Source organism: Paraburkholderia sp. MM5384-R2, from assembly GCF_014201025.1.
GTDB lineage: Bacteria > Pseudomonadota > Gammaproteobacteria > Burkholderiales > Burkholderiaceae > Paraburkholderia > Paraburkholderia tuberum.
Map to the genome: position 1 here is coordinate 394,559 of NZ_JACHDI010000003.1, position 23,376 is coordinate 417,934.

The following is a 23,376-nucleotide window of genomic DNA, read 5'->3' on the forward strand; positions in this document are numbered from 1 at the left end:
GTTGTTCTAGAAGTCGATGCGCGCTGCACGCAGGAGGGCAGCGGTTTCAAAAAGCGGCAAACCCATGATACCCGAATAGGACCCGTCGATATGCTCGATAAACTCCGCCGCGCGTCCCTGCACGCCATACGCCCCCGCCTTGCCGAGCGGCTCACCGCTCGCCGCGTAGCGACGCAACGCGTCTGCGTGCACTGCAGCAAAACGCACCTTCGAGACCGACAACGCCGCGGGCAGCAGCGCGCCGTTGGCATCGATCACGGCGAGCGCGGTCAGCACTTCGTGCGTGCGGCCCGCGAGACGTGTGAGCATGGCGACCGCATCGTCGGCATCGATGGGCTTGCCGAGAATCGCGTCGTCGATCGTGACGGTGGTGTCGGCGACGAGTATCGGCCGCACCTCGTGACCGCCGTCGAGGAGCCGCGCGCGGGCCGCCTGCGCCTTCGCGATGCACACGCGCTGCACGTAGTCGCGCGCGTGTTCGCCGGGCCGTTCGGCTTCGAGCGCTTCGGCGTCTTCATCGGGGCGCGGCAGCAGCAATTCGAAACGCACGCCGAGCTGTTGCAGCAGCTCCTGGCGGCGCGGACTTTGCGAGGCGAGGTAGACGAACGGATGCAGCGAAGCGGAGGGCGTGGGCATGAACGGGTCTCGATGGAGCGGGAAACGGATGGCGCGGGGTGGTGAACGCGGGTGGGCGTGCAAGAGTGAGCGGGGCGAGGTTGCCCCGGTGATCCGATCGATGCGCTGCATCCATTAGCGGCATCGATGCACGGCGCGTCGGGCGCATCATCGCATGAAGCGGCGGCAATACGCTCAAGCGTATGGAGCCGAGCACCCGCGACGCGTCAGCAGCAACGAATCGTTGCCAGGCGTCGCCGCGCGAGGCTCCAGCACCTACGCGCGATGATACGGATGATTTTGCGTGATGGTCCACGCCCGATAAAGCTGTTCGGCCAGCAGCACGCGCACCATCGCGTGCGGCAGCGTGAGGCTCGACACGCGCAGCATCATATCGGCGCGTGCCTTCAGCTCGGGATCGAGCCCGTCCGCGCCGCCGATCAGAAAGGCCACGTCGCGGCCGTCTTGCTGCCAGCCCGGCAACGCGCCCGCGAGCTGCATCGTGGTCCAGTCCTTGCCGCGTTCGTCGAGCGCGACGATGCGTGCGTTCTTCGGCAACGCGGCTTCGATCTTCTGCCGTTCGGCGGCCATCACGCTTTCGGCCGAACGGCCCGACGAGCGCTGCTCCGGTTTGATCTCGCGCAGTTCGATGCGCAACTCCGGCGGCATGCGTTTCGCGTATTCGTCGAAGCCGGTCGCGATCCAGTCCGGCATCTTGTGGCCGACGGCGAGGATGTGCAGTTTCATCGCGAGGACAGTAGCTGTGTGGCCGACACGGCCCGCTTACTTGCGGCGCGCCGTGGTCTTGCGCGCGGGCTTCGCGGCCGGCGCTTCCTCGTCTTCCTCGTCGTCGGGCTCGCTTGCGCGCGCGCCGCCGAACGGATTCGGCGTCGACAGCTTGATGCGCACCGGCTTGTCGCCCCAGATTTCCTCGAGGTTGTAGTACTGGCGCAGCGCCGGCTGCAGGATGTGCACGATCGCGTCGCCGCAATCGACCAGCACCCATTCGCCGATATCCTCGCCCTCGGTGCTGATGATCTCGCCGCCGGCTTCCTTCACGCCTTCGCGCACGCTCGACGCGAGCGCCTTGGTTTGCCGGTTCGACGTGCCGCTCGCGACGATCACGCGATCGAACAGCGAGGTCAGGTGGCTGGTGTTGAACACTTTGATGTCTTGCGCCTTGACGTCTTCGAGAGCGTCGACGATTACGCGTTGCAGTTTGCGAATATCCATGGAGTTACCGGTGGTACAGATGATGTTGAAGAATATAGTCCCACACCGCGGCGGGGACATGACTTGTGGCCTGATCCTGTGCGTTGCCCGCACCCGCGTGGGCGAGCCGCTGGTTGACCTGCTCGCGCAGATGCGCGCGAATGTCGGTGGCCGATACGTTGAACGCGAGCGTCGTGTCGATCAGCAGATGGCCGCAGGGTGTGGCCTGCAGCACGTCGGCGCGCGCACGGCGCGCGGCGATTTCCTTGGCGACCGCGGGGGCGACCGACGCGAGGTCGAAGCCGGGCCGCGTGGCCGCGCCGATATGCGCGAGCTCGAACAGGCGCCGCCAGTCGCGCCATGTGTCGAGATGCACCAGTTGATCTGCGCCGATCAGCAGCGCGATCGATGCGTCGTCGCCTTCGCGCTCGCGCCAGCATTGCAGCGTCTCGACCGTGTAGGTCGCGCCATCGTGCTCGATTTCGTCGGTCGCGACGCGTACCGTCACGCCGGGGATCGCGAGCGACGCGGCCGCCGCGCGCGTCATCGCGAGCCGATGTTCGGCGGGCGACACGTCGGCTTTCTGCCACGGCTGGCCGGCCGGCAGCAGCACCAGTTCGGTCAGCCGCAGCACGTCGGCGAACCGCCGCGCCAGCGCGAGGTGGCCGTCGTGGATCGGATCGAATGTGCCGCCCAGCAGACCGATCCGGCGAGGCAGGGCGACAGGGTGAGCGTTCGGCTTCAGGTGAGGATCCTTTGTCGTGACCGTAAGCGAGACAGGTGGCGCGTCACACCCACTCGCGCGGCACGAGGAAATCGCTGTACAAACGCGCTTCCGGCGTGCCCGGCTCGGGGTGCCAGTCGTAGCGCCAGTTCGCCACGGGCGGCATCGACATCAGGATCGATTCGGTGCGTCCGCCGCTCTGCAGCCCAAACAGTGTGCCACGGTCGAAGACCAGATTGAACTCGACGTAGCGGCCGCGCCGGTAAGCCTGGAACGCGCGCTCGGCTTCGCCGTACGGCGTGTCGCGGCGCCGCTCGATGATCGGCAGGTACGCCTTGAGAAAGCCTTCGCCGACGCTTTTGAGCATCGCGAACGATTGCTCGAAGCCCGGCGCCGAGAAATCGTCGAAGAAAATCCCGCCAATGCCGCGCGGCTCGTTGCGGTGCTTCAGGAAGAAGTACTCGTCGCACCAGCGCTTGAAGCGCGGGTACAGATCCGCGCCATACGGCGCGAGCGCGTCGCGGCACACCTGATGGAACTGCCGGGCGTCCTCTTCGTAGCCGTAGTAGGGCGTTAGGTCCATGCCGCCGCCGAACCAGAACACCGGTTCTTCGCCTTCCCTCGTCGCAATCAGCAGGCGCACGTTCATGTGCACGGTCGGGCAGTGCGGATTGTGCGGATGCAGCACGAGCGACACGCCCATCGCCTCGAAGCCGCGCCCGGCCAGTTGCGGCCGCGCGGCGCTTGCCGAGCCCGGCAGCGCGTCGCCCGCGACGTCCGAGAAGCCGATGCCGGCGCGCTCGAAGAACTGGCCGCCTTCGAGAATCCGCGTGACGCCGCCGCCGCGCAGCTTCTCGCCGGGCGCGCGCTGCCACGCGTCGGTAGCGAACGCGGTGCCGTCGAAGGCGCCGAGCGTGTCCGCGATATGCGATTGCAGGCCTTGCAGCCAGCTGCGCACGGCTTGTGCGTCGTAGCTCGAATTGCTCATGAATGCAGGTGCTGGGGCGGCACGCTCGTCGTGCCGCGGGTTCTTCGAAAGAAAGCGATGGCCGCGTTGGCGCCGGGTGTCTGCGAACCTGGACCGCTGGTTCGGATTGCCTGGTGGCCGGAGGCGAACATCAGAGGCGGCTTGCCGCTTCAGTCGATTCGCGGGTTCCGGGCCCGTCTGCCGCGACGAGCGGGACAGATTCAGTGTAGCGCGCGTCGTGTAACGTGCCGGCACTGCGGCGCCAGTGGCGCCGGCAGTGCGCTGCCCGCACGGCGTCCAGCGCTAGCGAAGCTTACTTGCCGTCGTGCTTGCGGTTGAGCGCGCGATAGCCGATGTCGCGGCGGTACTGCATGCCGTCGAACGCGATCTGGTTGATCGTGTGGTACGCGGCCGCCTGCGCGGTGCGCACCGAATCCGCGAGACCGACGACGCACAGCACGCGCCCGCCCGAGGTGGTCAGCTTGCCGTCCGTCAGCGTGGTGCCGGCGTGGAACGTGACCGAATCCGCGGTTTCGGCGGGAATGCCGTTGATGCGGTCGCCCTTCCTCGGCGTGTCCGGGTAGTTGTGCGCGGCGAGCACGACGCCGAGCGCGGTGCGGCGGTCCCATTCGAGTTCGACGGTGTCGAGCGTGCCGGCGATCGCGTGTTCCACCACCTTCGAATAGTCGCCTTTCAGACGCGCCATGATCGGCTGCGTTTCGGGGTCGCCCATCCGGCAGTTGAATTCGAGCGTCTTCGGGTTGCCTTGCGCGTCGATCATCAGGCCCGCGTACAGGAAGCCGGTGTAGCGGATGCCTTCCTTCTCCATGCCGCGCACGGTCGGCAGGATGATTTCGCGCATCACGCGCGCATGCAGCTGCGGCGTGACGATCGGCGCGGGCGAGTAGGCGCCCATGCCGCCCGTGTTCGGGCCCTGGTCGCCGTCGAGCAGACGCTTGTGATCCTGGCTCGACGCGAGCGCGAGCACATGCTTGCCGTCCACCATCACGATGAAGCTCGCTTCCTCGCCGGCGAGGAACTCCTCGATCACGACGCGCGCGCCGGCGTCGCCGAGCTTGTTGTCCGACAGCATCATGTCGACCGCGGCGTGCGCTTCTTCCAGCGTTTGCGCGACCACCACGCCCTTGCCGGCGGCGAGGCCGTCGGCCTTGATCACGATCGGCGCGCCCTTGGCGTCCAGATACGCGTGCGCGGCGGCGACGTCGGCGAAGGTTTCGTACTCGGCCGTCGGGATGCCGTGGCGCTTCATGAACGCTTTGGCGAAATCTTTCGAGCTTTCGAGCTGGGCGGCCTCTTTGGTCGGCCCGAAGATCTTCAGACCGCGCGAGCGGAACAGGTTGACGATGCCTGCCGCGAGCGGCGCTTCCGGACCGACCAGCGTGAACGCGATCTGTTCTTGTTCGACGAAATCCGCGAGCGCGGCCGGCTCGGTGAGGTCGAGGTTGAGCAGACGCTCATCCTGAGCGGTGCCGCCGTTGCCCGGCGCGACGTAGACGAGCTGGACCCGCGGCGATTGCGCGAGCTTCCATGCGAGCGCATGTTCGCGACCGCCGGAACCGACGACGAGTAACTTCATGTGAATCCCCGAGACTTGAAAACCATAAACGGCCGAGCGGTGTGCTCAGCCGTGCAATAAACCATCAACAGCAAGGGCAAACGATGCCAGAGCCCGGCGCGCCATCACTCGCCGGCGATCGACGCGTTTGTATAGACTTCCTGCACGTCGTCCAGATTTTCCAGCGCGTCGAGCAGCTTCTGCATTTTCACGGCATCGTCGCCGGTGAATTCGACTTCGGTCTGCGGCTTCATCGTGACTTCGGCCAGTTCGGCCTTGAAGCCCGCCGTTTCGAGTGCCGCCTTCACTTTCGAAAAATCGTTCGGCGGGCACAGCACTTCGATACTGCCGTCCTCGTTCGTCACGACGTCGTCGGCGCCCGCTTCGAGCGCGGCTTCCATCAGCGCGTCTTCGGCGGTGCCGGGAGCGAACAGGAACTGGCCGACGTGATCGAACATGAACGACACCGAGCCGTCGGTGCCCATGTTGCCGCCGTTCTTCGAGAACGCGTGACGCACTTCCGCGACCGTGCGGGTGCGGTTGTCGGTCATCGTGTCGACGATCACCGCCGCGCCGCCGATGCCATAGCCTTCGTAGCGGATTTCCTCGTAGTTCGCGCCGTCCGCGCCGCCGACACCGCGCTGGATCGCGCGGTTGATGTTGTCTTTCGGCATGTTGGCGTCGTACGCCTTGTCGACCGCGAGCCGCAGACGCGGGTTCGAGTCGATTTCGCCGCCGCCCAGACGGGCCGCAACCTGGATTTCCTTGATGAGCCGCGTCCAGACCTTGCCGCGCTTGGCATCGGCCGCTGCTTTCTTATGCTTGATGTTGGCCCATTTCGAATGACCCGCCATACTTTTCTCCGTCGCGCGCGCCAGCGGGGCGCACGCATAGTGCAATTGTCGTTGCGATGTCGGGCGCCTCGCGTGTTGCGCCTCGATGTCAATCCGTCAGGTGAAAGGCTGCCGGCCGCTCGTGCCTGTCGCTCGTGTTGGCCCGTCGAGGCGGCCACCTGTGCCGCCGATCTCGGCCTGGCCGTTCCCGCGCGTCGTTCCGCGCTTGCCCGCCGGTGGCGTTCGTGCCGGTTCGTGCATGACCGGCCGGCCAGGCGGAGCCGCAGGGGGGCAGCGCGGCGGAGCGGGGCAGCTTGCGCGGCCAGGCGCCGCATGACCTGATGCGAAAGCGCGGGGCGCCAGTCGAAATTGCAGGCGGTGGTGCGAGTGATCGTGCGGGTCGAGCCGCTGCGTCGAGCGGATGCGAATTTTATCATGCCGCGAGGGTGCGGCAGAGGGGGCCGCGCCGCGAAACCGGCCGCAAATGCAATGAAATCGACGCGAAAATGAATGGAGCCGGCGCGGATGTGTCGCCGGGAGGGCCGGATGCGGGCGAAAGCGGGGCCGGTTCCGGGGCGGCGGCATCGCCAGGCCACCCCCGCTGGCCCCCGGTGCGTCAGTTCTTCGTACCGAACAACCGGTCGCCCGCGTCGCCCAGGCCCGGCACGATGTACGCATGCTCGTTCAGATGCGAATCGAGCGACGCGACGAACAGCTTGACGTCCGGGTGCGCGTCCTGGAACACCTGCACGCCCTCGGGCGCGGCGACGAGCGCGAGGAACATGATGTTCTCGGCCGCCACGTTGCGGCGCTTGAGCACATCGACCGCGTGCACGGCCGAGTAGCCGGTCGCGACCATCGGATCGCAGAGGATGAACACGCGGTCTTCGAGGTCCGGCAGCCGCACCAGGTATTCGACCGGCCGATGATCCTCCGCGCGATACACGCCGATATGGCCGACGCGCGCCGACGGCACCAGCTCGAGCAGGCCGTCCGACATGCCGACGCCCGCGCGCAGCACCGGCACGATCGCGAGCTTCTTGCCGGCGATCACCGGCGCGTCGATCTCGACGAGCGGCGTGGTGATGCGGCGCGTGGTCATGGGCAGGTTGCGGGTGATTTCGTAGCCCATCAGCAGCGTGATTTCGCGCAGCAGTTCGCGGAACGTGCGCGTCGACGTGTCCCGGTCGCGCATGTGCGACAGCTTGTGCTGGATCAGCGGGTGATCGAGGATGAAGAGGTTGGGGAAACGGCTGTCCTGGGTCATGGCGGGCTCGCGCGCGGCGGCAAGGTGGATCGGTTCGGCGCGCTCATCCGTTGGCTCAGTCCGCGCTCGAAGGTCGGACGAACGGTGGAAAAGCGCGCTACCGCGCAAGTTTACCGAAAGAGTACCGCCCGGCGATACCTGAGATTGCAGCGACGCGGCACAGTCCGGCACCGATTCTTCTAGAATCTGGGGAAACTTCCAAGAGGGCATACACATGGACATGGGAATTGCAGGACGCCGCGCGCTGGTTTGCGCGGCGAGCAAAGGTCTGGGACGCGGCTGCGCGGAAGCGCTCGCCGCCGAGGGCGTCGACCTGACGATCGTCGCGCGCACCGCCGAAACGCTCGAAGCGACCGCCGAGGCGATCCGCAAGCAGAGCGGTGTCGAGGTGAAGACCGTCGCATGCGACATCACCACGCCTGAGGGGCGCGCGGCCGCGCTCGCGGCCTGCCCGCAGCCGGACATTCTCGTCAACAACGCGGGCGGTCCGCCGCCGGGCGATTTCCGCAACTTCACGCACGAGGACTGGATCCGCGCGCTCGAAGCCAACATGCTGACGCCGATCGAGCTGATCCGTCAGACCATCGACACGATGAGCGCGCGCGGCTTCGGGCGCATCGTCAACATCACGAGTTCGGCGGTGAAGGCGCCGATCGACGTGCTCGGTCTGTCGAACGGCGCGCGCTCCGGCCTGACCGGTTTCGTCGCGGGGCTCGCGCGCAAGGTCGCGCCGACCGGCGTGACGATCAACAACCTGCTGCCGGGCCTGTTCGACACGGACCGTATCGCGGTCACGTTCGAGGCGCAGGCGAAGACGCACAACATTTCGATCGACGAAGCGCGCAAGCAGCGCATGAAGACGATCCCCGCCGGCCGCTTCGGTAATCGCGAAGAATTCGGCCGCGCCTGCGCGTTCCTGTGCAGCACGCACGCGGGTTACATCACCGGGCAGAACTGGTTGATCGACGGCGGCGCCTATCCCGGTACGTACTGAGCAGGCACGTACCGAGCCGCCGCGCGCGAACGACACCCGTCACATCACAACAACGATAGTCACAAGGGTTTGAGGAGTCTTACGTCATGAGCACCCGCATTGCGCTGATCGCGCACGATCACAAGAAGGACGACATCGTCAAACTGGCCGGCGAATACGTCGACACGCTCGCGCGCTGCGAGATCGTCGCAACCGGCACGACCGGCGGACGCATCAGCGACGCGCACGGCCTGACGGTCGAGCGCATGCTGTCGGGCCCGCACGGCGGCGACCTGCAGATCGGCGCGCAACTCGCCGAAGGGCGCGTCGACATGGTGATTTTCCTGCGCGACCCGATGACGCCGCAGCCGCACGAGCCGGACATCAACGCGCTAGTGCGCGCGTGCGACGTGCACAACATTCCGTGCGCGACGAACATTTCGACCGCCCGCATGGTGCTCGACGTGCTGACGCTGCGCCTGTCCGGCGAGGCGTGAGCGCGCGCGTCGCCGCACCCACATCCATACAGATGAAGGAGACGTGATGGTCAAGGCAATCCGTTTCGACAAAACCGGCGGCCCCGAAGTCATGAAATGGGTCGACGTCGAGGTGGGCGAGCCCGGCGCGGGCGAGATCCGCATTCGCCAGACGGCGGTCGGCCTCAATTACATCGACGTGTATTTCCGCACCGGTCTGTATCCGCTGCCGCTGCCGGGCGGGCTCGGCATGGAAGCGGCCGGCGAGGTCAGCGCGGTGGGCTCGGGCGTGACCGGTCTGAAGGTCGGCGATCGCGTCGCGTACGTCGCGCGGCCGCCCGGCGCGTATGCGCAGGAGCGCGTGCTGCAGGCCGCGCAGGTCGTCAAGCTGCCCGATGCGATCAGCGACGAGCAGGCCGCGTCGGTGATGCTGCAAGGCTTGACTGCGCAATATCTGCTGCGCCGCACGTATCGCGTGAAGGCCGGTGACACGATCCTCATTCAGGCCGCAGCGGGCGGCGTCGGCCTGCTCGTGTGCCAGTGGGCGAAGGCGCTCGGCGCGACGGTGATCGGCACGGTCGGTTCCGACGAGAAAGCCAAGATCGCGAAAGCGCACGGCTGCGATCACGCGATCGTCTATACGCGCGAGAACTTCACGAAGCGCGTACGCGAGATCACCAACGGCGCGGGCGTGCCGGTCGTCTACGATTCGATCGGCAAGGACACCTTCGAAAAGTCGCTCGACTGTCTCGCGCCGCTCGGCCTGTTCGTGAGCTTCGGCAACGCGTCGGGTCCGCTGCCGCCGATCGATTCGTCGGAGTTCGCGGGACGCGGCTCGCTGTTCTTTACACGACCGACGCTCTTCACCTATATGGCGAAACGCAGCGACTACGAGGCGATGTCGGCCGAGCTGTTCGACGTGCTGAGCTCGGGCAAGGTCAAGACCAGCATCAATCAGCGCTATGCGCTGCCGGACGTCGGGCAGGCACATGCGGACCTCGAAGGGCGCCGCACGACGGGGTCGACGATCCTGCTGCCATAAAGAAGTGGCAGCGCGGCCTCGGGCTGCGCTGCACGTCATCCATCAGGGCCGTTTCATCGCGAGATGAAACGGCCTTGTCCGTTTACGCGATTTTTACGCGCACCCCGCGATCTTTGACCAGCCCTTTAGGCCGATCGGCATACCGTTCTATCCATCCAAAGTCCGTGAATGGAGAACGAGAATGGATCTGCTGTATGTCGGGGGCCTGGCGCTGTTTGCCTTGCTGACCTTTGGGCTGATTGGCGGCTGCGAGAAGCTGATCCAGTTGCGCCGCGGACAAGGAGCGCGCTGATGACCTGGATGCTGTGGCTGGCCGGCGCGTCCACCGCGCTGCTGTTCGTATATCTCGTGTATGCGCTGCTGCGCGCGGAGGACATTGAATGAACACGAACGATGTCCTGCAGGCGAGTCTTTTCATTGTCGTGCTACTGGCCGCGGCGGTGCCGATGGCGAGCTATCTCGGCGCCGTGATGGACGGCAGTTCGCGCGTGGTGCGCTTCGGCGCGCCGCTCGAACGGCTGCTTTACCGTATCGCGGGCGTCGATCCAGCGGCGGAAATGGGCTGGAGGCACTACGCGGTCGCCACGCTCGCGTTCAACGTGCTCGGCGCGGCGTTCCTGTACGTGCTGCTGCGCGTGCAAGGGTGGCTGCCCGGCAATCCGCAGCAGTTCGGCGCAATGTCGGTCGACAGCGCGTTCAACACCGCGGTCAGCTTCGTGACCAACACCAACTGGCAGGACTACACGCCCGAGCAGACCGTCGGTTATCTGACGCAGATGCTCGGCATGACCGTGCAGAACTTCCTGTCGGCGGCGACCGGCATCGTCGTCGTGTTCGCGTTGATGCGCGGCTTCGCGCGTCATACCGCGCAGACGATCGGCAACTTCTGGGTCGACATCACGCGCGTGACGATGTACGTCCTGCTGCCGATGGCGGCGATCATCGCCGCACTGCTGATGAGTCAGGGCGTGATCCAGAACTTCAAGGCATATCAGGAGGTGCCGACGCTGCAGACCACCACCTACGCCGCGCCGAAGCTCGACGCGCAAGGCAAGCCGGTGAAGGACGCGAAGGGCGATCCGGTGATGCTCGACACGCCCGTGAAGACGCAGACCATCGCGATGGGCCCGGTCGCGTCGCAGGAAGCGATCAAGATGCTCGGCACCAACGGCGGCGGCTTCTTCAACGGCAACTCCGCGCATCCGTACGAAAACCCGACGCCGTTCTCGAACTTCGTGCAGATCATCTCGATCCTGATCATCCCGGCGGCGCTCGCGCTCGTGTTCGGCCGCGTGATCGGCGACCGGCGGCAGGGCGTCGCGGTGCTCGCGGCGATGACGATCGCGTTCGGCGTTTGCGTGTTCGGCGAGATCAGCGCCGAGCAGGGCGGCAATCCCGCGTTCACGGCGCTCAACGTCGACCAGTCGGCGAACGCGCTGCAGGCGGGCGGCAATGCGGAGGGCAAGGAAACGCGCTTCGGCATCGCGCAGTCGGGCATCTTCACGGTCGCGACGACGGCGGCTTCGTGCGGCGCGGTCGACAACATGCACGATTCGTTGACGCCGCTCGGCGGCCTGTATCCGATGCTGCTGATCCAGCTCGGCGAAGTGATCTTCGGCGGTGTCGGTTCCGGCATGTACGGGATGCTCGTGTTCGCGCTGCTCGCGGTGTTCGTCGCGGGACTGATGATCGGGCGTACTCCTGAATATGTCGGCAAGAAGATCGAGGCCTACGAGATGAAGATGGTGTCGATCGTCGTGCTGCTCACGCCGCTGCTCGTGCTGGTGGGCACCTCGATCGCGGTGCTCAGCGCGGCGGGCAAGGCCGGCATCGCAAACCCCGGCGCACACGGCTTCTCCGAGATCCTCTATGCGTTCAGCTCGGCGGCGAACAACAACGGTAGCGCGTTCGCGGGTCTCACGGTGAATACGCCGTTCTACAACTGGCTCACCGCGATCGCGATGTGGTTCGGCCGCTTCGGCACGATCGTGCCGGTGCTCGCGATCGCCGGTTCGCTCGCCGCGAAGAAGCGCATCGCCGTCACCGGCGGCACGCTGCCGACGCACGGACCGCTGTTCGTCGTGCTGCTGCTCGGCACGGTGCTGCTGGTCGGCGCGCTGACCTACGTCCCGGCGCTCGCGCTCGGTCCCGGCGTCGAGCATCTGATGATGATCGGCGTGCAGTGACCCACGGCAGTGACCCAGGCCGCGAGCCAACGACCGAACAGGCGCTTGCACGCCGCAAGCCTGCCAGCGCCCACGGACATTCGAGGATTCAATGACTGAACATAACGCTACCCGGTCCATGTTCGACCCGGCGCTGCTGCGCCCGGCGATCGTGGACTCCTTTAAAAAGCTCACGCCGCGCACGCAGTTTCGCAATCCGGTGATGTTCTGCGTGTACGTCGGCAGCATTCTGACGACCATTCTGTGGATCGCCGCGCTCGGCGGTCAGGCCGAGGCGCCCGCGGGCTTCATCCTCGCGGTCACGCTATGGCTGTGGTTCACGGTGCTGTTCGCGAACTTCGCGGAGGCGCTCGCCGAAGGCCGCTCGAAAGCGCAGGCCGCGTCGCTGCGCAGCGCGAAGAGAGACGTGATGGCGAAGAAGCTCAACGAGCCGCATCCGAAGTCGCCGATCCGCATCACGACCGCGACCGATCTGCGCCGTGGCGACGTCGTGCTGGTCGAGACCGGCGACGTGATCCCGGCCGACGGCGAAGTGATCGAGGGCGTCGCTTCGGTCGACGAATCGGCGATCACCGGTGAATCGGCGCCGGTGATCCGCGAGTCGGGCGGCGACTTTTCGTCGGTGACGGGCGGCACGCGGGTGCTTTCGGACTGGATCGTCGTGCGCGTCACGGCCAACCCGGGCGAGGCGTTCCTCGACCGCATGATCGCGATGGTCGAAGGCGCGAAGCGTCAGAAGACGCCGAACGAAATCGCGCTCACCATCCTGCTCGTCGCGCTGACCATCGTGATGCTGCTCGCCACCGCGACGCTGCTGCCGTTCTCGATGTTCTCCGTCGAAGCCGCGAAAGCGGGCCACGTGGTGACGATCACCGCGCTCGCCGCGCTGCTCGTGTGTCTGATCCCGACGACGATCGGCGGCCTGTTGTCGGCGATCGGCGTGGCCGGGATGAGCCGCATGATGCAGGCGAACGTGATCGCGACCTCGGGCCGTGCCGTCGAAGCGGCCGGCGACGTCGACGTGCTGCTGCTCGACAAGACCGGCACGATCACGCTCGGCAACCGCCAGGCGTCGCAGTTTCTGCCGGCGCCGGGTCTGACCGAAGAGGCGCTTGCCGATGCCGCGCAGCTGTCGTCGCTCGCCGACGAAACGCCGGAAGGCCGCAGCATCGTCGTGCTCGCGAAGCAGCGCTTCAATATCCGTCAGCGCGATATGGCCTCGCTGCATGCGGTGTTTCTCGCGTTCACGGCGCAGACCCGCATGAGCGGCGTCGATCTGTCTCCGCAAGGGACTCCCTACGGGACTCATGGCCGTGAAATCCGCAAGGGCGCGGCCGATGCGGTCAAGCACTATGTCGAAGCGAACGGCGGCCGTTTCCCGAACGAAGTCAGCAACGCGGTCGCCGATGTCGCGCGACGCGGCAGCACACCGCTGGTGGTCGCCGAGAAAGGCGAGCAGGGCGCGCGCGTGCTCGGCGTGATCGAGTTGAAGGACGTCGTGAAGGGCGGTATCAAGGAGCGCTTCGCCGAGCTGCGCAAGATGGGCATCAAGACCGTGATGGTGACGGGCGACAACCGCCTGACCGCCGCCGCGATCGCGGCCGAAGCGGGCGTCGACGACTTCCTTGCCGAGGCGACACCCGAAACGAAGCTCGCGACGATTCGCGCGCATCAGGCCGAAGGGCGTCTGGTCGCGATGACCGGCGACGGCACCAACGACGCGCCCGCGCTCGCGCAGGCCGACGTCGCGGTCGCGATGAACACCGGCACGCAGGCGGCGAAAGAGGCCGGCAATATGGTCGACCTCGATTCGAATCCGACCAAGCTGATCGAGATCGTCGAGATCGGCAAGCAGATGTTGATGACGCGCGGGTCGTTGACCACATTCTCGATCGCCAACGACCTCGCCAAGTACTTCGCGATCATCCCGGCCGCGTTCGCGTCGACGTATCCGGCGTTGAACGCGCTGAACGTGATGCATCTCGCGACGCCAACCTCGGCAATCATGTCGGCGGTGATCTTCAACGCGCTGATCATCGTGCTGCTGATTCCGCTGGCGCTGAAGGGCGTGCGCTATCGCGCGCTAGGCGCTGCGATCCTGCTGCGCCGCAATCTGCTGATCTATGGCCTTGGCGGGATCATCGTGCCGTTCATCGGCATCAAGCTGATCGATATGGTGCTCGTCGCGTTCGGCTGGGTTTGAGCGCAGTGACCATGTGATGAAAAGGGAAAGAGACCCATCATGAAAAATCTGTTCCGTCCGCTGATCGTGATCTTCGCGGTGCTGGCCGCGATCACAGGACTCGCATATCCCGCCGTGATGACCGCGTTCGGCCAGGCGGCGTTCCACGAACAGGCCAACGGCAGCCTCATCGAGCAGAACGGCAAGGTGGTCGGCTCACAGCTGATCGGCCAGCAATTCGACGCGCCCCAGTACTTCTGGGGCCGGCTGTCGGCAACGAGCCCGATGCCGTACAACCCGCAGAGCTCGGGGGGCTCGAACCTCGGGCCGAACAACCCGGCGCTGCTCGACGAGATCAAGGGCCGTCTCGCGGCGCTGAAGGCGGCGGGCACCGACATGTCGAAGCCGGTGCCGGTCGATCTGGTCACGTCGTCGGGCAGCGGGCTCGATCCGGAGATCAGTCCGGCCGCGGCCGCGTATCAGCTCGAGCGGGTCGCGCAGGCCCGTCACCTCGCGCCGAACGACGTGCAGGCGCTCGTCGAGCGCTACACGACGGGGCGCCAGTTCGGCGTGCTCGGCGAGCCGCGCGTGAATGTGCTGAAGCTCAATCTCGCGCTCGATGAAATGAAGCGCGGCTGACACTGATCGCATCGACGACGCACCAGCCGCAATTGCGGTTCATCGATGAAACAGCGGCGTTTCGCGTGGCGCCGCGCCGCCATTTGCGGGCCGGCGCGGGCCGTGCCACCATGCAGACACCGCCGCTCGCACGACTATGATAACTACTGAGCATGAACCGCCCCGATCCTGACGAACTGCTCGACAAGCTGCAGCGCGACGAAGAAAAACGCCAGCGCGGCCGGCTGAAGGTTTTCTTCGGCGCGTCGGCCGGCGTCGGCAAGACCTATGCGATGCTGCAGGCCGCGAGCCGCCGCCAGCAAGAAGGTGTCGACGTGCTGGTCGGCATCGCCGAAACGCATGGACGCAGCGAAACCGCCGCGTTACTCGCGGGGCTCGACGTGCTGCCGCTCGCGCAGATCGAGTATCGCGGCCGCAAGCTCGGCGAGTTCGATCTCGACGCCGCGCTCGCGCGCAAGCCGCAACTGATCCTCGTCGACGAACTCGCGCATTCGAACCTGCAGGGCGCGCGTCATCTGAAGCGCTGGCAGGACGTCTACGAACTGCTCGACGCGGGCATCGACGTTTATACGACCGTCAACGTGCAGCACCTGGAGAGCCTGAACGACGTGGTCGGCCAGATCACCGGCATCCGGGTGTGGGAGACCGTGCCCGATCGCGTGTTCGACCATGCCGACGAAGTCACGCTCGTCGATCTGCCGGCCGAGGAACTGCTCGACCGTATGCGCGACGGCAAGGTCTACATGGCGCAGCAGGCCGAGCGCGCGGTGCGCAACTTCTTTCGCAAGGGCAACCTGATCGCGCTGCGCGAGCTCGCGCTGCGCCGCACCGCCGATCGGGTCGACGCGCAGATGCGCGAGTACCGCGCCGATCGTTCGATCCAGCGTATCTGGCAGGCGCGCGAGCGGCTGCTGGTGTGTGTCGGTCCTGGTCCCGAAGCGCCGGCGCTGGTGCGCTCGGCGGCGCGCCTCGCCGCGAGCCTGAAGGCCGACTGGCTCGCGGTCTATGTCGAAACGCCCGCGTTGCAGCGCCTGCCCGACGCCCGCCGCGAACGCACGCTGAACGCGCTGAAGCTCGCCGCCGAACTCGGCGCCGAAACCGCGACGCTCGCCGCCACCGATGCGCTCGACGCGTTGATCGGTTACGCGCAGGCGCGCAACGTATCGAAGCTGGTGGCGGGCGCATCGTCGCGCACGGGCGCGAGCCGCTGGCTGCGCCGGCCGCTGGGCGAGCGCATCGCCGAGAAGAGCGGCGATCTCGATCTCACGCTGATTCGCGTATCGTCGGAGCGCGACGGCGGCGAGCAGCGGCGGCTGTTGAACACGACCGCGAACGCGTGGCGCGAGGCGTTGAGCGCGGCCCGCGAGCGTCGCTCGCCGCCGCGCGCGTACGCGTACGCGCTCGCGATCGGCGCGGCGATCACGTTGCTGTCGAGCCAGTTGATCGACCGCATCGATCTGACCAACCTCGTGATGCTGTATCTGCTCGGCGTGATCTTCACCGCGGTGAAGCTCGGGCGCGGGCCGGGTGTCGTGCTGTCGTTCGCGAGCGTCGCCGCGTTCGATTTCTTCTTCGTGCCGCCGCGCATGTCGCTGTCGGTCTCCGACACGCAATACCTGCTGACGTTCTTCGGCATGCTGCTGACCTCGCTCGTGATCAGCCATCTGACTTCGAGCCTGCGCCACGAGGCGAGCGTCGCGCGACGCCGCGAGCAGCGCACCGGCGCGATGTACGAGATGGCGCGCGAGCTCGCCGCGGCGCTCGCGACCGAGCAGATCGTCGGCATCGGCACCCGGCACGTGAGCGAGGTGTTCGGCGCGCGTGTCGCGATCCTGCTGCCCGACAGCGCCGACCAGATCAAACAGAAGATCGAGGACCCCGACGCGGCGATCACGCTCGAAGGCGATGCGCTCGATCTCGACGTCGGCCAGTGGGTCTACGATCAGCAGAAGCCGGCCGGCCACGGCACCGATACGCTGCCGGCCGCCGCGGCGCTGTATCTGCCGCTGAAGGCGCCGATGCGCACGCGCGGCGTGCTCGCGGTGGTCGTGCATGACGAGCGCGAGCTGACCGTGCCCGAACAGCGCCGCATGCTCGATGCGTTCGCCGCACAGATCGCGCTCGCGCTCGAACGGGTGCACTACGTCGATATCGCGCGCGATGCGCTCGTCAACATGGAGTCGGAGCGGCTGCGCAATTCGCTGCTGTCGGCGATTTCGCACGATCTGCGCACGCCGCTGACGACGATCGTCGGGTTTTCGTCGATGCTCGCACAGGGGCGGCAGGCGGGACAGGGGCGGACAGAAGGCGAGGCGAATGCTTCTTTGCGGACCGACGCGCAAGCCGCCGCGCGGCGTGACGACGAACTCGTCGACGCAATCCACGAGGAAGCGCTGCGCATGACCGGCATCGTCACGAATCTGCTCGACATGGCGCGCTTGCAGGCCGGCAGCCTGCAACTGAACCAGCAATGGACGCTGCTCGAGGAGACCGTCGGCGCCGCGCTGCGAGCGTGCAAGCGTGTGCTCGCGGATCATCCGGTGCGGGTTACGCTGCCCGCCGATCTGCCGCTGCTGCATCTCGACGCGGTGTTGATGGAGCGCTTGTTCTCGAACCTGTTCGAGAACGCGGCCAAATACACGGCGTCCGGCACGCCGCTCGCGATCGGCGCGCAGCAGATCGACGCGGACGGCACGCCGTTCGTGCGCATCACGATCGACGACAACGGCCCCGGCCTGCCCGCCGGCATGGAAGCGCGCGTGTTCGAGAAGTTCACGCGCGGCGAGAAGGAGTCGGCGAAACCAGGCATCGGCCTTGGGCTCGCGATCTGCCGCGCGATCGTCGAGGCGCACGGCGGTACAATCGGCGCGCTCAACCGGCTGGCCGCGGATGGCCACGTCGAGGGCGCGCGCTTCTGGTTCACGCTGCCGGTCAAGACGCCGCCCGACGCACCCGAGACGTTTGATACGCTCGAAGACGAAGGCGCAGCCACCGACACCGCCGCCGACCTCAACCCGCTCACCCGCCCCGCCCATGAGTGACCTGAGCATCACCGTCGTTCTGATCGAAGACGAGAAGCAGATTCGCCGCTTCGTGCGCACGGCGCTCGAAGGCGAGGGCATCGCCGTGTACGACGCCGAGACCGGCAAGCAGGGGCTCGTCGAAGCAGCGACGCGCAAGCCCGATCTCGTGATCGTCGATCTGGGCCTGCCCGACACCGACGGCCTCGACGTGATCCGCGAGCTGCGCGGCTGGAGCGAGCTGCCGGTGATCGTGCTGTCGGCGCGTACTCAGGAAAGCGAAAAGGTCGCCGCGCTCGACGCCGGCGCCGACGATTACCTGACCAAGCCGTTCGGCGTGTCCGAGTTGCTTGCGCGGATCCGCGCGCATCTGCGGCGGCGCAATCACGGCGGCGCGAACGAATCGCCGCAGGTGCGTTTCGGTGCGGTCACCGTCGACCTTGCGCTGCGCCAGGTTACGCGTGACGGCGCCGCGGTCCATCTGACGCCGATCGAATACCGGCTGCTCGCGACGCTCGTGCGCCATGCGGGCCGCGTGCTCACGCACCGGCAGTTGCTGCGCGACGTGTGGGGGCCGTCGCACGTCGAGAGTCATCACTATCTGCGCATCTACATGGCGCATCTGCGCGGCAAGCTCGAGCGCGATCCGGCGCAGCCTGAGCATATCGTCACGGAGACCGGCGTCGGGTACCGGCTGGTGGGCGCGTTGTGAATTCGTCCGAGATGCCGCTTCGTTATAATCTCCCGACGTAAGGACGACCTTGCGCCTGCATCAATCATCGGGGACGGCCCCATTTTTCATGGAGCTGTGTCGATGTCCTGGTTTCTTCTCCTGATTGCCGGTCTGCTCGAAGTCGCGTGGGCGGCCGGTCTCAAAACTTCCGAAGGTTTCACCCGCTTGTGGCCGTCCCTCTTCACGGTCGTGACCGCGCTTGGCAGCTTCGTGCTGCTCGCGCTCGCGATGCGCCAGTTGCCGCTCGGCACAGCCTATGCTGTCTGGACAGGGATCGGCGCGGTCGGCGCGTTCATCTTCGGCGTCGTGATGATGGGCGAGGCGTTGACGGTCGCGCGCGTTGCCAGTGCGTCGCTGATCGTGATCGGCCTCGTCGGCCTGAAGCTGTCGTCGGGGCACTGACCGGGCGGCCACGTCCGCTCGGGGCGCGGCCGCCATTGCCTGCAAGCCACAGCGAAGGCTTCGCCGCTCTACGTTCTGCGAATTATCGTAGCTATAATGAGACAGAAGAGACCTTGAGATTGTCCGCGGCCTGGCTGGCGCGGCCAGCTTGGCGAGCCTGATGGCTTCGGCGCGGAACGCCCGCTCGTTCCCGCCGCGGCGCCTGGCACGCACTGAGCGCGTGGAGGCGGCCATGCTTGAATCACTTTCACTTGCAGCGGGCCTTTCATGGGGCAGCGGTCTGCGCCTCTATCTGACGGTCCTCCTGGCCGGCGTGTTCGAACGTCTTGGCCTGATTCACTTGCCGAACACATTGTCCGCGCTGTCATCGCCATGGGTGATCGGTGCGGCGGCCGTGCTGACGCTGGCCGAATTCCTCGCCGACAAGATCCCCGCGTTCGATTCGCTGTGGGATGCGATCCACACCTTCATCCGCATTCCGGCCGGCGCCGTGCTGGCCGCCGGCGCGCTCGGCCACGCCGATCCGACGCTGCTGAGCGTTGCCGCGCTCGCGGGCGGCACGCTCGCCGGCACCGCGCATCTCGCGAAGGCGGGTACGCGCGCGCTGATCAACCTGTCGCCGGAGCCGGTGTCGAACGTCGTCACGTCGACCGCCGAGGACGGCCTCGTGGTCGGCGGCGTACTGCTTGCGCTGTTCGTGCCGCTCGTGTTTCTGGTCTTGATGGTAGGCTTCCTGCTGCTCGCGGCGTGGGCATTGCCGCGATTGTGGCGTGGCGTGCAGGGCGGTTTTCGCGGCATGGCCACGCACATGGTGTCGCGATTTGCGAGGAGCAGGCACGATTGAGCGAAGCACTACCAGGATCCAAGGCGGGTTCAAGAACGCGCGCCGACACGAGACCGGCGCGGCGGCTTGGCGGCATCGATCTGTTGCGCCAGGCCATGCGGATGACGGCGCGCGACTGGCGCGCGGGCGAACTGACGATGTTGCTGCTCGCGCTCGTGCTGGCGGTCGCGGCGTTGTCGAGCGTCGGGTTTCTGGGCGATCGGCTGCATCAGGGGCTCGAGCGCGATGCGCGGCGCATGATCGCCGCCGACTTCATCGTGCGCGCCGATCATCCGGTCGATCCGCAATTCGCCGCCGAGGCGCACGCCCTGGGCCTGCGCACCGCCACCACGGCGATCTTTCCCAGCATGATCAATTCGACCGGCGCGCAGCCGGCGTCGCGGCTCGCCGCCGTCAAGGCGGTGTCGCCCGGCTATCCGTTGCGCGGCGCGCTGCGCATCGCGGCGGCGCCGGGTGCGGCCGATCATCCGGCGACGTCGATTCCGGCGCCGGGCACCGTGTGGGTCGACCAGCAGTTGCTCGACGCGCTGAAGCTGAAGATCGGCGATGCGGTGAAGCTCGGCAATCGCAACTTCACGGTCGGCGCGCTGATCACGCGCGAGCTCGATCGCGGCTTTTCGTTCGTCAACTTTTCGCCGCGCCTGATGCTGAACGCCGCTGACGTACCGTCGACGGGCCTGATCACCTATGGCAGCCGCGTCACGTACCGGCTGCTGGTCGCCGGTTCAGACGACGCGGTCGCGCGCTTCGCGCAGTTTGCGCATGAGCGCGTCGACGGCGGCAAGCTGCGCGGCGTCGCGCTCGAGTCGCTGCAGGACGGCCAGCCGCAGGTGCGCCAGGCGCTCGATCGCGCGGGCCATTTCCTGACGCTCGTGTCGCTGTTGACCGCGCTGCTCGCGGCCGTCGCGATCGCGATGGCTGCGCACCGCTATATGCGCCGGCATCTCGACGGCTGCGCGGCGATGCGCTGTCTCGGCGTGAGCCAGGCCGCGCTGCGCGCGCTGTTCACGCTCGAATTCGTCGGGCTGGGCGTGCTCGGCGGCGTGCTCGGCGTGGCGCTCGGTTATCTCGGGCATCTCGCGCTGCTGACGTGGCTCGGCGGCCTGATCGACGTGGTGCTGCCGCAGCCGACGCTGTGGCCCGCGCTCGAAGGCATCGCGGCCGGCCTCGTGCTGCTGCTCGGCTTCGCGCTGCCGCCGCTGTTGCCGCTCACGCGCGTGCCGCCGGTGCGCGTGCTGCGGCGTGAATGGGGCGAGGAGGGACGCACTGCGTGGGCCGCCTACGCGGTCGGCATCGTGCTGTTCGCGGGGCTGCTGATACTCGCCGCGGGGGAATTGAAGCTCGGGGGCATCGTCGCGGGTGGATTCGCGGGCGGGCTGCTGGTGTTCGCCGGCATCGCGCGGCTCGCGTTGTGGGGCGCGGCGCGCGTGGTGCGCAGCGAGCGCGTCAATGCGGGCATCGGCTGGCGCTATGCGCTGGCGTCGCTCGAGCGGCGCAGCAGTACCAGCACGCTGCAGATCACCGCGCTCGGCATCGGCCTGATGTGCCTGCTGCTGATCGCGATGACGCGCAACGACCTCGTGCAGGGCTGGCGCAAATCGACCCCGCCCGATGCGCCCAACGAGTTCATCATCGACATCCAGCCCGATCAGCGCGACGCGGTCACGCAGTATCTGGACGCGCACGGCATCGCCGGCGCGGCGCTGTCGCCAATGGTGCGCGGGCGGCTCGTCGCGATCAACGGTAAGGCGGTCAATCCGGATTCATTCAAGGGCGAGGATGCGCGGCGACTGGTCGACCGCGAGTTCAACCTGTCCTATACGACGCAACTGCCCGACGACAACCGGATCGCCGCGGGAACCTGGTTCGGCGAGACGACGAAGCCGCAGATCTCGATCGAGCAGGGTCTCGCGAAGCTGATCAACGTGAAGCCCGGCGACGTGCTGCGCTTCGACGTGACGGGGCTGACTGTCGAGGCGCCGGTGACGAGCGTGCGCAAGCTCGACTGGGGTTCTTTCAAGGTCAACTTCTTCGTGCTGATGCCGCCGGTTTCGTTGCAGGATTTTCCGGCGACGTTCATCACGAGCTTCCATCTGCCGGTGGACAAACAGTCGACGATCGATGGCCTGATCGCCGCGTATCCCAATCTGACCGCGATCGATACCGGCCCGATCCTCGCGCAGGTGCAGCGCGTGTTGCTGCAGGTGATCGGCGCGGTGCAATTCCTGTTCGCCTTCACGCTCGCGGCCGGCGTGCTGGTGCTGTACGCGGCGCTCGCCGGCACGCGCGACGAGCGTATGCGAGAATCCGCGCTGCTGCGTGCGCTGGGCGCATCGCATCGACAGGTGCGGTCGGTGCAGGTGGCCGAATTCGTCGCGGTCGGCGCGCTTGCCGGCCTGATGGCGGCGCTCGGCGCGCAGATCGTCGGCTCGATGCTGGCCACGCACGTGTTCGAGTTTTATCTGGACTTCGATCCGTGGCTGCTGCCGGTGGGCATTGCGGCCGGCATCGCGTGTGCCGGTGTCGGCGGGTGGCTGAGTTTGCGGCATGTGTTGGCGCGGCCGGCGCTGCAGTCGCTGCGCGACGCGTGAGTTTTCCTGGTGATGTCTTTTTGCTGTTGAGCAGGGTATGAGCGATTTGAACGACGAAGTGTCCTCGGACAAGCCGACGGCCTTCGAACTGGTGGGCGGCGAGACGCGCGTGCGCGACCTGGTCGACCGGTTTTACGACCTGATGGATCTCGAGACGGATTTCGCCGGGATTCGCGCGCTGCATCCGGCGTCGCTGGAAGGTTCGCGCGACAAGCTGTTCTGGTTTTTGTGCGACTGGCTCGGCGGTCCCGATCATTACATCGGCCGCTTTGGCCATCCCCGTCTGCGCGCGCGGCATCTGCCGTTCGCGATCGCGTCGAGCGAGCGTGACCAGTGGTTGAGGTGCATGGCATGGGCGATGGAGGATGTCGGCTTGCCGGAACCGCTGCGCGAGCGCCTGCTCGGCTCGTTCTTCGAAACCGCCGACTGGATGCGCAACCGCAATGGCTGACACGCCGCCGCACGCCACCTCGGCACCGTACTCGGTCGAAGCCGACTATGCGGCGCTTGCGCCGCGGGCGCGCGAGGTTCTCGACTGCTGGTTCGGTGCGCCGGGCACGCCGGAGCGCGGCACGGAGCGCAGGCTCTGGTTCAAGCGCGATGACGCCGTCGATACGATGCTGCGCGAACGTTTCGGTAACCTGATCGATGCGGCGAACGCGGGTGAGCTCGACGCATGGCAGAGCACGCCGTTGGGTGCGTTGGCGCTCGTCATCGTGCTGGACCAGTTTTCCCGCAACTGCCATCGCAATACGCCGCGCGCCTTCGCGGCCGACGGCAAGGCGCGGCAAACCGCGCAACGGATCATCGCGAGCGGCGCCGATCGGCTGTTGCCGGACGTGCAGCATCGCGCGTTCGCGTATCTGCCGTTCGAGCACGATGAAACGCTCGCGAGCCAGCAGGAGTCGCTGCGTCTGTTCAAACAGCTTGCGGCGGAGCCGGGCGGTGACGGCTACTATCAGTACGCGCTGCGGCACGCGAAAGTGATCGAACGATTTGGCCGCTTTCCACATCGCAACGGGTTGCTCGGACGTGCATCGAGCGACGAGGAGATCGCGTTCCTGCGCGAGCCCGGTTCGTCGTTCTGAATCGAC

The 23,376-nt window shown here is 66.8% G+C and carries 23 protein-coding genes; 15 read left to right on the top strand and 8 right to left on the bottom strand.

Annotation, left to right across the window (positions count from 1 at the left end; translation table 11 throughout):
* Positions 1–6 precede the first annotated feature (6 nt).
* From HDG37_RS07870 to upp, 8 genes are all read right to left on the bottom strand, one after another.
* The gene (locus HDG37_RS07870; protein ID WP_184010124.1) at positions 7–636 is read right to left on the bottom strand and encodes a nucleoside triphosphate pyrophosphatase; all 630 of its coding nucleotides are present in this window, start codon (positions 634–636) and stop codon (positions 7–9) included.
* A 255-nt stretch (positions 637–891) separates the two neighbouring features.
* Complete coding sequence (gene rlmH / locus HDG37_RS07875) at positions 892–1,362, bottom strand: 23S rRNA (pseudouridine(1915)-N(3))-methyltransferase RlmH (protein WP_008919684.1); 471 nt, start codon at positions 1,360–1,362, stop codon at positions 892–894.
* A 36-nt stretch (positions 1,363–1,398) separates the two neighbouring features.
* Complete coding sequence (gene rsfS, locus HDG37_RS07880) at positions 1,399–1,848, bottom strand: ribosome silencing factor (RefSeq protein ID WP_018419969.1); 450 nt, start codon at positions 1,846–1,848, stop codon at positions 1,399–1,401.
* 4 nt (positions 1,849–1,852) lie between these two features.
* Positions 1,853–2,572: a nicotinate-nucleotide adenylyltransferase gene (locus HDG37_RS07885; RefSeq protein WP_221311935.1), complete on the bottom strand. Its 720-nt coding sequence runs from the start codon at positions 2,570–2,572 to the stop codon at positions 1,853–1,855.
* Between the two features lie 43 nt (positions 2,573–2,615).
* Complete coding sequence (gene hemF, locus HDG37_RS07890; RefSeq protein ID WP_184045859.1) at positions 2,616–3,539, bottom strand: oxygen-dependent coproporphyrinogen oxidase; 924 nt, start codon at positions 3,537–3,539, stop codon at positions 2,616–2,618.
* A 292-nt stretch (positions 3,540–3,831) separates the two neighbouring features.
* A complete protein-coding gene (gene purD, locus HDG37_RS07895; protein ID WP_184045861.1) occupies positions 3,832–5,115 on the bottom strand; it encodes a phosphoribosylamine--glycine ligase in 1,284 nt (427 codons plus the stop codon).
* Between the two features lie 104 nt (positions 5,116–5,219).
* On the bottom strand, positions 5,220–5,948 hold the full coding sequence (locus HDG37_RS07900; protein WP_018419973.1) for a YebC/PmpR family DNA-binding transcriptional regulator: 729 nt from the start codon (positions 5,946–5,948) through the stop codon (positions 5,220–5,222).
* 595 nt (positions 5,949–6,543) lie between these two features.
* The gene (gene upp / locus HDG37_RS07905) at positions 6,544–7,194 is read right to left on the bottom strand and encodes a uracil phosphoribosyltransferase (RefSeq protein ID WP_062126416.1); all 651 of its coding nucleotides are present in this window, start codon (positions 7,192–7,194) and stop codon (positions 6,544–6,546) included.
* Positions 7,195–7,408: 214 nt separating this feature from the next.
* Here upp and HDG37_RS07910 point away from each other — a divergent pair, with 214 nt between their 5' ends.
* The 15 genes from HDG37_RS07910 to HDG37_RS07980 all read left to right on the top strand — a co-directional run bounded on the left by HDG37_RS07910 (position 7,409) and on the right by HDG37_RS07980 (position 23,370).
* Positions 7,409–8,188, top strand: coding sequence for an SDR family oxidoreductase (locus HDG37_RS07910; protein WP_090803723.1), 780 nt, complete (start codon positions 7,409–7,411; stop codon positions 8,186–8,188).
* An 86-nt stretch (positions 8,189–8,274) separates the two neighbouring features.
* Positions 8,275–8,664: a methylglyoxal synthase gene (locus tag HDG37_RS07915; RefSeq protein WP_013088898.1), complete on the top strand. Its 390-nt coding sequence runs from the start codon at positions 8,275–8,277 to the stop codon at positions 8,662–8,664.
* A 46-nt stretch (positions 8,665–8,710) separates the two neighbouring features.
* Positions 8,711–9,685, top strand: coding sequence for a quinone oxidoreductase (locus tag HDG37_RS07920; RefSeq protein WP_184045863.1), 975 nt, complete (start codon positions 8,711–8,713; stop codon positions 9,683–9,685).
* Between the two features lie 181 nt (positions 9,686–9,866).
* The gene (locus HDG37_RS07925) at positions 9,867–9,977 is read left to right on the top strand and encodes a potassium ABC transporter ATPase (RefSeq protein WP_184045865.1); all 111 of its coding nucleotides are present in this window, start codon (positions 9,867–9,869) and stop codon (positions 9,975–9,977) included.
* Entirely contained in the window at positions 9,977–10,069 is a 93-nt protein-coding gene (gene kdpF / locus HDG37_RS07930) for a K(+)-transporting ATPase subunit F (protein ID WP_013088901.1), read from the top strand. Before HDG37_RS07925 ends, kdpF begins: the two co-directional genes overlap by 1 nt.
* Positions 10,066–11,871 (top strand): potassium-transporting ATPase subunit KdpA, encoded by a 1,806-nt coding sequence (gene kdpA, locus HDG37_RS07935; RefSeq protein WP_184045867.1) that lies wholly within the window; start codon positions 10,066–10,068, stop codon positions 11,869–11,871. The genes kdpF and kdpA overlap by 4 nt, the downstream gene beginning before the upstream one ends.
* 91 nt (positions 11,872–11,962) lie before the next feature.
* Positions 11,963–14,074, top strand: coding sequence for a potassium-transporting ATPase subunit KdpB (kdpB, locus tag HDG37_RS07940; protein WP_184045869.1), 2,112 nt, complete (start codon positions 11,963–11,965; stop codon positions 14,072–14,074).
* A 39-nt stretch (positions 14,075–14,113) separates the two neighbouring features.
* On the top strand, positions 14,114–14,692 hold the full coding sequence (kdpC, locus tag HDG37_RS07945; protein ID WP_184045871.1) for a potassium-transporting ATPase subunit KdpC: 579 nt from the start codon (positions 14,114–14,116) through the stop codon (positions 14,690–14,692).
* A gap of 152 nt (positions 14,693–14,844) precedes the next feature.
* On the top strand, positions 14,845–17,733 hold the full coding sequence (locus tag HDG37_RS07950; protein ID WP_184045873.1) for a DUF4118 domain-containing protein: 2,889 nt from the start codon (positions 14,845–14,847) through the stop codon (positions 17,731–17,733).
* The gene (gene kdpE, locus HDG37_RS07955; RefSeq protein ID WP_184045875.1) at positions 17,726–18,424 is read left to right on the top strand and encodes a two-component system response regulator KdpE; all 699 of its coding nucleotides are present in this window, start codon (positions 17,726–17,728) and stop codon (positions 18,422–18,424) included. The genes HDG37_RS07950 and kdpE overlap by 8 nt, the downstream gene beginning before the upstream one ends.
* Positions 18,425–18,526: 102 nt before the next feature.
* Entirely contained in the window at positions 18,527–18,847 is a 321-nt protein-coding gene (gene sugE / locus HDG37_RS07960) for a quaternary ammonium compound efflux SMR transporter SugE (RefSeq protein WP_184045877.1), read from the top strand.
* Between the two features lie 232 nt (positions 18,848–19,079).
* On the top strand, positions 19,080–19,691 hold the full coding sequence (locus HDG37_RS07965; RefSeq protein ID WP_090805650.1) for a DUF4126 domain-containing protein: 612 nt from the start codon (positions 19,080–19,082) through the stop codon (positions 19,689–19,691).
* 101 nt (positions 19,692–19,792) lie between these two features.
* Positions 19,793–22,282: an ABC transporter permease gene (locus HDG37_RS07970; protein WP_260332794.1), complete on the top strand. Its 2,490-nt coding sequence runs from the start codon at positions 19,793–19,795 to the stop codon at positions 22,280–22,282.
* 37 nt (positions 22,283–22,319) lie between these two features.
* Positions 22,320–22,733 (top strand): group II truncated hemoglobin, encoded by a 414-nt coding sequence (locus HDG37_RS07975; protein ID WP_184045881.1) that lies wholly within the window; start codon positions 22,320–22,322, stop codon positions 22,731–22,733.
* On the top strand, positions 22,726–23,370 hold the full coding sequence (locus HDG37_RS07980) for a DUF924 family protein (RefSeq protein WP_184045884.1): 645 nt from the start codon (positions 22,726–22,728) through the stop codon (positions 23,368–23,370). The genes HDG37_RS07975 and HDG37_RS07980 overlap by 8 nt, the downstream gene beginning before the upstream one ends.
* The last annotated feature ends 6 nt before the right edge of the window (positions 23,371–23,376 follow it).